Genomic DNA, 10,933 nt, shown 5'->3' with positions numbered 1-10,933 from the left:
CCGCATGGGTACGCAAGTACCAAACGGTCTTTTGTACTGCCTTTAAGCTGCTTAGCGATTCGGATCCAGACGTCGGTTTGTCCCTGAGGGTAACGGCCTATCTCTTTACTCCGGCCTTCCAATGGGTGACGACTTTACGTTGTTTTTTTGGTGACGACTTTTCGTCGCTCTACGCATTGCCCGGCTCAGCGCCGGCATCATATATTTCCAGCCCAGCCACCGCACGAGAAAAGCGGTGCTCGCGCGCAAATGCCGTAAAAATCGCGAGCTGGTGTGCGCCGGTCGATTTATACGATTCGGTTATGAACCCTTTCCGATTGGGCCATCTAGTGTTGCCAATTGTTCGGGTCTAAAGTTGTGCGAACTGGAGGGCATCATGAAGACGCGCAAGCTCGGCAACAGTCAACTTGAAGTATCAGCCATCGGCTTCGGCTGCATGGGCCTGAGCCACGGTTACGGGCCAGCGACGGACAGGCAGGCAGCGATTGCACTGATCCGTGCCGCCGTGGACCGGGGCGTCACCTTTTTCGATACAGCAGAGGTCTACGGCCCCTATCTCAACGAAGAGGTGGTCGGTGAGGCGCTCGCTCCCATGCGCGCGAAGGTGGTTATCGCCACCAAGTTTGGCTTCACTTTCGGCGACGATAACCGGCAGCAGATCCTCAACAGCCGGCCCGAGCATATCCGCTGGGCCGTCGAAGGTTCGCTCAAGCGTTTGCGCACCGATGTGATCGACCTGCTATACCAGCACCGCGTCGACCCGGACGTGCCAATCGAGGATGTGGCCGGCACGGTCAGAGATTTGATCGCAGAAGGAAAGGTCAAGCACTTCGGCTTATCCGAGGCAGGCGCGCAAACCATGCGCCGCGCCCACGCCGTACAGCCCGTCACCGCATTGCAAAGCGAGTATTCGCTGTGGTGGCGCGAGCCCGAGACGGAGATCCTGCCAACCCTTGAAGAGCTTGGGATTGGCTTCGTGCCGTTCAGCCCGCTGGGCAAGGGGTTTCTGACGGGCGCCATCAAGGAGGGCACGACCTTCGGCAGTGATGACTTCCGCAGTGTCGTGCCCCGGTTCTCGCAGGAAGCGCTACAGGCGAATCAGGTGCTGGTGGATCGGCTCGGTCAGATAGCCAGTGCGCACGGTGCCACACCTGCCCAGATCGCGCTGGCCTGGCTGCTCGCCCAGAAGCCCTGGATCGTGCCAATTCCTGGTACCACCAAATTGCACCGACTGGAAGAAAACCTCGGCGCCGCGGCGGTGAAGCTGTCGGACGACGACTTGCGCACGATCGCCAACGTTCTTGAACAGGTCAGGATCCAGGGTGACCGCTACCCGGCTGCGCTGCAGGCGCGCGTGGGACGATAGGTCCGGAGACACTCAATGTCGTTGCCTCCTGATTATTTACGCCGAACGATCATGACGGCGCTTGCAACGCTTCCTCTCAGTGTCGTGGCAGCAACGTCAGGTTCGAGCGGCGAAGTGCGACGAAACGGATCGCGGACGCTTGTGGCCTATTTTTCCCGCTCCGGCAACACGCGAGTGGTCGCCGGCCTGATCCATCGCTCGCTCCGCACAGACCTGTTCGAGATCCGGCCTGCGACGCCTTATCCCGAAGATTATCTGGCCACAGTCGAGCAGGCGCGGCTGGAGCGCGACAGTGGACGAGAGCGCGCTCTGGAGGCGAGGGTCTCCAACATCGGGGACTACGACACGGTGTTCCTGGGCTTCCCCATCTGGGGGGAGACGACGCCGCCGGTCATGCGCGCCTTCCTCTCAGCACACGATCTGTCCGGCAAGGCGGTGATTCCCTTCGTTACGCACGGCGGCTATGGATCGGGAAACAGTCAGACCGTATTGGTCAGTCACGCGCCGAGAGCGCGGCTGCTTCCGGGTTTTGTGATGGAGGCCGATCAGGAACGGCGAACCATGAATCAGGTAAACGACTGGCTCAGCGGAATTAGGGTCAACGGGTAATTGATTAAATCATTTGGGAGTAGATCACATGACGACATGGATGATTACCGGGTGTTCGAGCGGCCTCGGCCGTGACCTTGCACATGCGGTATTGCAGGCGGGCTTCAATGCAGTCGTGACAGCCCGTGACCCGCAGTCAGTTCAGGACATCGTTGCGGCCTATCCCGACACGGCCGTCGCAGCCGCACTGGATGTGACAAACCGTGCAGAGGTCGATGCAGCGGTCATGCTTGCGCAGGCGCGGTTCGGTGGCGTGGATGTGCTGGTCAACAACGCAGGTCATGGTTACCGCGCAGCTGTCGAGGAGGCCGATGAACATGAAGTCGAAGCCCTGTTCGCCAGCAATTTTTTTGGCGCGGTCGCCGTAATCAAAGCGGTCCTCCCTGGCATGCGGGCCCGTCGCACCGGCACTATCGTGAACGTCTCTTCCATCGCCGTATGGCTTGGAATGCCGGGCTCGGCTTACTACTCGGCGACGAAGTTCGCGTTGGAAGGCCTGTCAGATGCGCTGCGCAAAGAAGTCGAGCCCCTCGGGATCAAGGTGATGGTAGTCGAGCCCGGCGCCTTCCGCACGGATTTTGCCGGCAGGTCGCTCCAGCAGGCAAAAGCGTCCATTCCTGACTATGCCGCCACCGCGGGTCCCAGGCGAAAAGAGAACGACAGGACCCATGGTACCCAGCCAGGCGATCCGGTGCGCGCAGCGGCGGCTATCGTCAAAGCAGTGACCGGTGAGCGCCTTCCATCGCGCCTGCTGTTGGGACGCGATGCGATCAAGACCGTAACAGCCGAGCTTGGCGCACGGCTCCGCGAAATCGAAGACTGGAAGGAACTAAGTGCAAGCACGGACTTTCCTGATGAGCGCTAGAAACGCTCATCTATGAGCGCCTCATAGCTACCGTCTTTAGCAAGGCTTGCGTCAGCCGTCCGGCACGAGTCACCTTCAACGAATACGAGCAGACCATGAAAACCCGCAAACTCGGAAACAACCTGGAAGTCTCCGCCCTTGGCCTCGGCTGCATGGGCATGACCGCCGTGTACGGCCCGCCTGCGGACAGGCAGGAGATGATCAAACTCATCCATGCCGCGCATGATCGCGGCGTGACACTGTTCGACACCGCCGAAGCGTACGGCCCGTTCGCCAACGAAGAACTCGTCGGCGAAGCCCTGCAACCGATCCGCGACGAGGTAGTCATCGCCACCAAGTTCGGCTTCGACATCGACCAGACCACAGGCGAACGCCGCGGAGGCACGAATAGCCGGCCTGAACACATCAAGCTCGTGGTCGAGAACATGCTGCGGCGCCTGCGCACCGACCGTATCGACCTGCTGTACCAGCACCGCGTAGACCCGGTCGTGCCGATCGAGGACGTGGCCGGAGCGGTCAAGGACCTGATTGCCGAGGGCAAGGTGAAGCACTTCGGCCTGTCCGAGGCGGGCGTGAAGACGATCCGCCGTGCTCATGCTGTTCAGCCGGTGACGGCAGTACAGAGCGAGTATTCGCTATTCTGGCGCGGGCCGGAGCTGGAACTGCTGCCGGCCCTGGACGAACTGGGCATCGGTTTCGTGCCATTCAGCCCGTTGGGCGCCGGCTTTCTCACCGGCAAGATCGACGAGAACACCACATTCGATCCGACGGATTTCCGTAACAATGTGCCGCGCTTCTCGCCCGAAGCGCGCAGGGCCAACATGGCGCTCGTCGAGGTCATCAGGTCCGTTGCTGATCGCAAGGGCACGACGCCCGCACAGGTCGCCCTCGCGTGGCTCCTCGCCCAGAAGCCCTGGATCGTGCCGATTCCCGGTACCACCAAGCTGCACCGCCTGGAAGAGAACCTGGGCTCCGTCGATCTCGAACTGACAACGGAAGATCTTGCCGTGATTGACCTCGAGGTATCGAAAATCCAGGTCCTCGGCGAGCGCTTACCGGAGGCCGCGCTGAAGATGACCGGCCACTGAGACTTTGAGGGCGAGCCGGTCATTACGGAAGCAACTTGTACCGTACCTGATGGTCAGGCATGCCAACGTGACAGAACAGATCTCGACCACGCCCGACGATTTGTAAGTGCGCCATGCGAATGAGTTTGTTTGTCCTTGATGTCGGGTCATTACGTCCTGGACGCGGACGAGGCGATCGGAGCGCACCCGCTGACGTTAGCGCCATGGCCGTTCATGCGCGGGGAGAGTTGGGGCTGTTCTGCCGGCTGACCACCGTCTTCATGCCCTCCGTATCCGTCTGATCGCTCCAATCGCTTCGCGCCGTCCAAATGGACGGCCGATCTTCTCGCCTTTCCCTACTTACACGCCGCTGTCGCAGAAGGAGTCGAATATGCAAGACAGAGTTCCCGATTCAGAAAGCACTGACCAGCACGAAGGCTTGAGCGAGGCGGCACATCGGCCGTCCCGGCGTAATTTCCTGAAGATCGGGGTGGCCGGTGCGACGGCCGCGCCCTGGCTGCACCAGGCGGGCGCGATTACGCGCGCCGAGGGGCCGAAGACCGTGACCGACTCAGCCAAGCCGGCGCGCGGCGAGCACCGCATCCAGTTGAACGTCAACGGTCAGATGCACACGCTTAACGTTCCTTCGAACGCGATCTTGCTGGACGTCCTGCGCGACCGGCTGCAGCTCACCGGGACGAAGAAGGGCTGCGATCACGGTCAGTGCGGCGCGTGCACGGTGCACGTGAACGGCAAATCGGTGAACTCATGCCTTTCGGTGGCGGTTCAGCACGAGGGCGATCGAGTCACCACGATCGAAGGACTGGAGCGCAGCGGCGAGCTTCATCCCGTACAGGAGGCTTTCTGGGAACACGACGCCTATCAGTGCGGCTACTGTACTTCCGGCCAGATGATGAGCGCTGTGGCGATCCTGCGCGACCCGAGCATTCCCGCCGACGACGCCAGCGTGCGCGAGGCAATGAGCGGCAACATCTGCCGCTGTGCGGCCTACAAGAACATTCTGGCGGCAATCCAGTCCGCACGCGCAAAGATGAAGGAGGTGCCCAATGCGTAGCTTCGAGTACGAGCGTGCGAGCTCGGTCGGGCAGGCCCTCAACCATCATGCAGCCGCCCAGCGGCCGTCGTATCTCGCCGGCGGCACCACGCTACTGGACCTCGTCAAGCTAGACGTGATGCGGCCGGATCAACTCGTCGACATCAACCGCCTGCCGCTTCGGCAGATCGAGGCCTTGCCCGATGGCCGTCTGCGGATTGGCGCACTCGTGACGAATTCAGAACTCGCGCGTCATTCGATTGTGCGCACGCACTATCCGGTGCTTTCGCAGGCGCTGCTGGCCGGCGCATCGACCCAATTGCGCAACAAGGCAACAACCGGCGGTAACGTGATGCAGCGCGTACGCTGCAACTACTTCCGCGACGGCGTTTCGCCTTGCAACAAGCGTGAACCGGGCTCGGGGTGCTCAGCCATCGGCGGACACAACCGCAGCGTGCATGCTGTGCTCGGCACGAGCGAGCACTGCATCGCGAGCCACCCGTCGGATATGTGCGTGGCGATGACGGCAATCGGCGCGTGCGTCACCGTGCAGGGGCTACGTGGGTCGCGCGAGATCGACTTCGGCGATTTCCATCTGTTGCCGGGCGACACGCCATGGAAAGAACATGCGCTCCATCCGCATGAGTTGATCACGCACGTCACGCTCGACGCGCCGCTCACCGGTAGCCGCTCGGGCTACCTGAAGCTGCGTGACCGGGCGTCATACCAGTTCGCGCTGGCCTCTAGCGCCGTAATCGTGGTGATGGATGGACCGCGTATTCGGGAGGCGCGCATTGCGATGGGCGGCGTAGGCACCAAACCATGGCGCGCGCGCGAGGCGGAAGCGTCCCTCGCGGGGCAAAGCGCTTCGATGGACCTTTTCGCGCAAGCCGCGAGCATAGCCTTTCGCGACGCACATCCCTACGCCCACAACGCGTTCAAGGTGCCGCTCGGCCAGCAGGCCATCGTCCGCAACCTTCGCAATCTGACAGGCACGGAGGCCGCATGAGCGAGAAAATTATCGGTGTCCCGCATAAACGCATCGATGGGCGCCTGAAGGTGAGCGGCGGTGCGCGCTATGCCGCCGACCATCCAATGAACGGCATGTTGTACGCATACGGCGTTTACAGCACGATAGCCAGCGGAAAAATCCAGGCAATCCACGACAGCGAAGCGCGGGGCATGCCGGGCGTCGTGAGCGTGCTTCACCACGGCAATTTTCTGAACCTGCACCGCACGCCGAATGCGCCGCTGAGTTTTACCGAGATTCTGTCGTCCGGCATGGTTGATGAGCATCGTCTACCCTTCGAAGACGACCAGATTCACTATCCCGGCCAGTTCGTCGCTCTGGTGGTGGCGGATACCTTCGAACATGCACGCGCCGCGGCGTATTGCGTCAGGGTGGACTACGTAACGAGCGAGCCGGTAAAAAGTCTGACGCAGGCGCTCGAAACGCATGGTTCGAAAAAAGGACCGCGCGGGCATTCTCGCGGCGACGTAGAGGCGGGGATGCAAGCAGGCGCGCATCGGTTGGAGCAGACGTACACGACGCCCGTCGAAACGCATAATCCGATGGAGATGCACGCGACCACCGCTTACTGGCAGTCCGGGCGCCTGATCGTGTACGAGTCCAGCCAGGGCGTGCTGAACCATCGCAACGTGCTCGCGAATGTGTTCGATTTGACTGCGGATCAAGTCGAAGTGCGTGCGCCGTTCATCGGCTCGGGATTCGGCAGCAAGCTCTGGCCCTGGCCGCATTCGATCGCGGCCTGCGCGGCGGCGCGGATGACGAACCGGCCGGTGCAACTCGTGGTGCCCCGCGCGCAGATGTTTACGACAGTTGGCCACCGGCCGGAGACGATGCAACGCGTGCGGCTCGCCACGGACGCGAGCGGCAAACTGGTCTCGGTCAGCCACGAGTCGTACAACAGCACGTCGACAATCGACGCCTACACCGAGGCGTGTGGCGGCATGACGAAGAGCCTCTACTCGTGTCCGAACGTGCTCGTCACACACAGCAACAGTGCGGTCAATCGCGGCACGCCGACGTCGATGCGCGCGCCAGGCGCGGCGCCGGGCCTGTTTGCGCTGGAATCCGCGATCGACGAGATGGCGCTCGCGCTTGGCATGGACCCGTTGGCGTTCCGTCAACTCAATCTGTCGACGCGCGACGAAAGCAGCAATCTGCCGTGGTCGAGCAACCATTTGCCGGAAGCCATGAAAACTGCTGCCGACCGCTTTGGTTGGAGCCGTCGCAACGCAGCGGTTGGCTCAATGCGCGAGGGCGACGAGATCATTGGCTACGGCATGGGCGCGTGCAACTGGGAAGCCTACCGCGTGGCGACGGAAGCACGCGTCACATTGCGTGCGGACGGTCGTGCGCTCGCCCAGTGCGGTTTGCAGGACATAGGAACTGGCACGTACACAATCGTCGCGCAAACGGTGGCCGAACTGACCGGTCTGCCGGTGGAGAAAGTCGAAGTCGAACTGGGCAGCTCATCGTTTCCGGCAGGCCCGGTGTCGGGCGGCTCGTGGGCGACGGCGAGCGCAATGTCTGCCATCGCTGGCGCCACCCGTGAGGCGCTCAAGCGCATGAAGCAATATGCGGTTGCGGCGTCGGGACCGTTTGCCGGTTTGCCGGCGGAATCGCTCGTGGTGCAGAACGGCGCACTGTCGTCGGGTTCGAAACGGGTTGCATTCGCCGACATTCTCGCCAGTCAGCAACTCGCTCGCGCAGAAGGCTGGTATCACAGCGATCCCGCCGATATGACTAAATATTCGTTCCGTTCGTTCGGCGTGCATTTCGTCGAAGTGCGCTGGGACCCGGGCATCTCGCGGCTACGCGTAGCCCGCGTAGTGAGCGCAATCGACGTCGGCAAGGTGATCAACCCCCTTGCTGCGCGCAATCAGGTCGAGGGCGGGATCGTGATGGGCATCGGCATGGCGCTTTTCGAAGCGGCGGACTACGACGCGCGCAACGGTTTGCCAGTGAACAACAACTATGCGGAGTACATGGTGCCTGTCCACGCGGATCAGCCGGATATCGACGTCATTCTGCTCGACTATCCTGACTACAAACTCGGCGAGTTCGGCGCGCGCGGGATTGGCGAAATTGGCGTGACAGGGTTGGCCGCCGCGGTGGCGAACGCCGTCTATCATGCGACTGGCAAGCGCGTTCGCAATCTGCCGATCACGCTGGACAAGCTGATGGATAACGTCCCGACCGTGTCGGCCTAGCTTTCACACAGGCGCGCAGTAAGCGACGTATGGGGAAGCGCTAAAAGACAGGCGCTTCACGTTTGGGAAAATACGATTCAGGAATCAGATCGCTTCCCGCGGCGATGTCGAGCGTTTCGACCATGCGTCCACGTGCTTGATCAATAGTTTGCCCAGCTTGTCGGCGCGACTTTGCGCCTTGGAAGCCGGGCCCACCAGTGTAATGGCTGCCACTGGTTCGCCGGAAAGGCTGTGAACCACCGTTGCAATGGCGAATCGTGTGCCGCCACGGCGCAAGTTCGTGGCGATCCGCGTTTTCCTTATGTCGGTCAGTTCCGACAGGAATTCTTCGACGAGTTCCTGTTCCTCGGCGTTCTGCCGACGCAGGAACGATATGCGGTCGGGGTCCGACTTGGCAGCCAGCAATGCCTTGCCGCCAGCGGTTGACAGAAGTTTTCGGCGAATGTTGGAGCGCGCCTCGAATCCCTCGACGGGATCAGTGCCCGCTTCCGCAATGTAAATCAGGTGATCGCCTGCCTGCACGCCAAGAAACACGGCGAGACTGGTTGCTTCGTGCAGCGCGAGCAGATCGGCGTGGGTCACCAGACCGGCCCTGATGTGGCCGCTTGCCAGGGTGAGCCCGTAAACCGCGGGTCCGAGATAGAAGCGGTTCTGTTCCTCGTACAGCCATCCCTTGGCCAGAAGCCCCTGAATGAATCCGTACACCGAGCTTTTCGCGGCGTCCAGGGCGCGCACGAGTTCGGCGAAGGTCATGCCGGGATTGTAGACAACCTCTTCCAGGATCCGGGTGACTCGATCGACGGTCCGGTGTGGCTGGGGATCGCGATCGCGCCTGGAGTTCACGGAAGAATCTTCTCGGTCATTCGTGTCAGCCATCGGTATTTGCTCACGTAAGGTCTTGGTTGTCGCTCATCGACTGTCGTTCGACAGTGTCTACCGTCGCCAGCGCACGCAGTGCCGGACGCACGTCGGCATTTTACGTGGTCCCGGCCCGTTGCCAGTCATCGTGCCCGTTGTGCTGCCTGGCGGAATCCGGAGCGGCCAACGCGTGCGCGACCTTTCCTTTCTTGACATGCTCTAGACGGCACTCCTAAACTAGACGTATAGATGAACTGTAGTTCGTAAATACGAAATAATGGAGGAGATGACCTATATGTCAGCATCAAACTATCCTGTGCCGCAGCTCTTCATCGCCGGAGAATGGCGCAATGGCGGCGGCGGTTCATGCGTCGTCGTGCGCAATCCCGCAACCGGCGACACCCTCGCGGAAGTGCCCCGCGCCAACGCCAGAGATCTCGATGACGCGCTTGCCTCAAGTGCTTCTGTTTTCGACAGTTGGCGGCGTCGTCCGGCGATAGAGCGCGGGGCGATATTGAGGCGCGCTGCTGAATTGATCCGCGAGCGCATCAACGAACTGGCGAGACTCATGACGCTCGAGCAAGGCAAGACGCTCGCGGAGTCGGCGCTGGAGTTTTCGATTGCAGCCGAGACGCTCGACTGGTACGCGGCAGAGGGGCTGCGCGCCTATGGTCGGGTCATCCCGGCACGTTTGCCAGGGGCGCGCCAACTGGTCCTACCCGAGCCGATTGGGCCAGTGGCGGCGCTGACCCCTTGGAATTTTCCAGCGGTCCTGCCTGCGCGCAAGGTGGCCGCGGCACTAGCTGCCGGCTGCACAGTGGTACTCAAGCCATCGGAGGAAACACCGGCATCTTCGATCGGCCTCGCTCAGGCGCTCGCCGACGCGGGCCTGCCTGACGGCGCGTTGAACGTGGTGTTCGGTGTTCCGTCGGAAGTGTCGACGCATCTGATCCGCTCACCGATCATTCGCAAGGTTCACTTCACGGGATCGACTTCCGTCGGGCGGCAGTTGGCGTTGCTTGCTGCGGAAGGCCTCAAACCATGCACGCTGGAGCTCGGCGGGCACGCGCCGGTGCTCGTTTTCGACGATGCGGATCTCGAGCGCACTGTTGCAACCTGCATTCAGGGCAAGACGCGTAACGCCGGCCAGGTATGCACTTCGCCGACACGCTTTCTCGTGCAGGACGGCATCTACGAAGAATTCGTCAGCCGCTTCGGCGAGGCGATGGACCGGGTGCAGGTTGGTCCGGGGCTCGACCCGACGAGCCAGATGGGTGCGCTCGCCAATCAGCGGCGCCTCGACGCCATGGAAGAGTTGACTGCGGACGCAGTCACACGAGGCGCACGTCTCGTCGCGGGCGGCCGCCGTGCTCAGGACAAGGGCTATTTCTGGCGCCCGAGCCTCGTCGCCGATGTGCCCGCATCTGCCAAGGCAATGGAGATCGAGCCGTTCGGCCCGCTGGCGTTTGTGCGGCGCTTCTCGACACTGGACGAAGCGCTCACAGAGGCGAATCGCCTTCCTTATGGACTTGCCGCGTACGCATTTACGCGGTCTGCGGCGACTGCGGTGGCCGTTGGCGATGAACTTCAGGCCGGTGGCGTGGGCATCAACTCCTTCGCGGTTTCTCATACCGAAGCGCCGTTCGGCGGTGTCAAGGACAGCGGCTATGGCGCGGAAGGCGGTCCCGAGGGATTGGCGGCCTTCATGCATCAGAAGTACGTCAATCACGTTACGTGAGAGAGCCTTCCATACCGCGCGTAACGGCCTGAACAGTTGATGGCATCCACGCGGGTCCGCGAACGCGGATCCCGTTTGGCGTTGCATCGCCCGAAGGGGGTTCTGCACCGTTATCGATAAGCGCGATTTTTTTTCAAAG

Annotated in this window: 9 protein-coding genes; 8 read left to right on the top strand and 1 reads right to left on the bottom strand. The window is 61.8% G+C overall.

What is annotated here, in order from left to right; all coding sequences use genetic code 11:
- Positions 1 to 376: 376 nt before the first annotated feature.
- The 7 genes from SB753_RS31930 to SB753_RS31900 all read left to right on the top strand — a co-directional run bounded on the left by SB753_RS31930 (position 377) and on the right by SB753_RS31900 (position 8,198).
- Positions 377 to 1,366, top strand: a complete 990-nt coding sequence (locus SB753_RS31930) for an aldo/keto reductase (RefSeq protein ID WP_410803855.1) — start codon at positions 377 to 379, stop codon at positions 1,364 to 1,366.
- Between the two features lie 15 nt (positions 1,367 to 1,381).
- Positions 1,382 to 1,975 (top strand): flavodoxin, encoded by a 594-nt coding sequence (locus SB753_RS31925; RefSeq protein ID WP_410803853.1) that lies wholly within the window; start codon positions 1,382 to 1,384, stop codon positions 1,973 to 1,975.
- Between the two features lie 28 nt (positions 1,976 to 2,003).
- Positions 2,004 to 2,840 carry an oxidoreductase gene (locus tag SB753_RS31920; RefSeq protein ID WP_410803851.1) on the top strand — a complete coding sequence of 279 codons (837 nt, stop codon included), beginning with the start codon at positions 2,004 to 2,006 and terminating at the stop codon, positions 2,838 to 2,840.
- Positions 2,841 to 2,935: 95 nt separating this feature from the next.
- Positions 2,936 to 3,928 carry an aldo/keto reductase gene (locus SB753_RS31915; protein WP_410803849.1) on the top strand — a complete coding sequence of 331 codons (993 nt, stop codon included), beginning with the start codon at positions 2,936 to 2,938 and terminating at the stop codon, positions 3,926 to 3,928.
- A gap of 370 nt (positions 3,929 to 4,298) precedes the next feature.
- The gene (locus tag SB753_RS31910) at positions 4,299 to 4,982 is read left to right on the top strand and encodes a (2Fe-2S)-binding protein (protein ID WP_410803847.1); all 684 of its coding nucleotides are present in this window, start codon (positions 4,299 to 4,301) and stop codon (positions 4,980 to 4,982) included.
- On the top strand, positions 4,975 to 5,970 hold the full coding sequence (locus tag SB753_RS31905; RefSeq protein WP_410803845.1) for an FAD binding domain-containing protein: 996 nt from the start codon (positions 4,975 to 4,977) through the stop codon (positions 5,968 to 5,970). Before SB753_RS31910 ends, SB753_RS31905 begins: the two co-directional genes overlap by 8 nt.
- Positions 5,967 to 8,198, top strand: coding sequence for a xanthine dehydrogenase family protein molybdopterin-binding subunit (locus SB753_RS31900; RefSeq protein ID WP_410803843.1), 2,232 nt, complete (start codon positions 5,967 to 5,969; stop codon positions 8,196 to 8,198). The genes SB753_RS31905 and SB753_RS31900 overlap by 4 nt, the downstream gene beginning before the upstream one ends.
- Positions 8,199 to 8,282: 84 nt before the next feature.
- Here the strand turns inward: SB753_RS31900 and SB753_RS31895 are convergent, their stop codons facing one another.
- Complete coding sequence (locus SB753_RS31895) at positions 8,283 to 9,074, bottom strand: IclR family transcriptional regulator (RefSeq protein WP_410803841.1); 792 nt, start codon at positions 9,072 to 9,074, stop codon at positions 8,283 to 8,285.
- 277 nt (positions 9,075 to 9,351) lie between these two features.
- On the opposite strand from SB753_RS31895, the gene SB753_RS31890 reads away from it, so the two are divergent.
- On the top strand, positions 9,352 to 10,794 hold the full coding sequence (locus SB753_RS31890; RefSeq protein ID WP_410803839.1) for an NAD-dependent succinate-semialdehyde dehydrogenase: 1,443 nt from the start codon (positions 9,352 to 9,354) through the stop codon (positions 10,792 to 10,794).
- Positions 10,795 to 10,933: the final 139 nt, after the last annotated feature.

This window comes from Paraburkholderia sp. SIMBA_053 (genome assembly GCF_046534895.1).
Lineage (GTDB): Bacteria > Pseudomonadota > Gammaproteobacteria > Burkholderiales > Burkholderiaceae > Paraburkholderia > Paraburkholderia caledonica.
Note: the sequence above shows the minus strand (reverse complement) of the source record. Positions and strands in the feature narration are given on the sequence as shown.

Bases quoted from the DNA above. Each gene is read 5' to 3' on its own strand.
- SB753_RS31900 (WP_410803843.1), top strand. From the start codon at position 5,967: ATGAGCGAGAAAATTATCGGTGTCCCGCATAAACGCATCGATGGGCGC.
- SB753_RS31915 (WP_410803849.1), top strand. From the start codon at position 2,936: ATGAAAACCCGCAAACTCGGAAACAACCTGGAAGTCTCCGCCCTTGGC.
- SB753_RS31920 (WP_410803851.1), top strand. From the start codon at position 2,004: ATGACGACATGGATGATTACCGGGTGTTCGAGCGGCCTCGGCCGTGAC.
- SB753_RS31905 (WP_410803845.1), top strand. From the start codon at position 4,975: ATGCGTAGCTTCGAGTACGAGCGTGCGAGCTCGGTCGGGCAGGCCCTC.
- SB753_RS31925 (WP_410803853.1), top strand. From the start codon at position 1,382: ATGTCGTTGCCTCCTGATTATTTACGCCGAACGATCATGACGGCGCTT.
- SB753_RS31910 (WP_410803847.1), top strand. From the start codon at position 4,299: ATGCAAGACAGAGTTCCCGATTCAGAAAGCACTGACCAGCACGAAGGC.
- SB753_RS31930 (WP_410803855.1), top strand. From the start codon at position 377: ATGAAGACGCGCAAGCTCGGCAACAGTCAACTTGAAGTATCAGCCATC.
- SB753_RS31895 (WP_410803841.1), bottom strand. From the start codon at position 9,074: ATGGCTGACACGAATGACCGAGAAGATTCTTCCGTGAACTCCAGGCGC.
- SB753_RS31890 (WP_410803839.1), top strand. From the start codon at position 9,352: ATGTCAGCATCAAACTATCCTGTGCCGCAGCTCTTCATCGCCGGAGAA.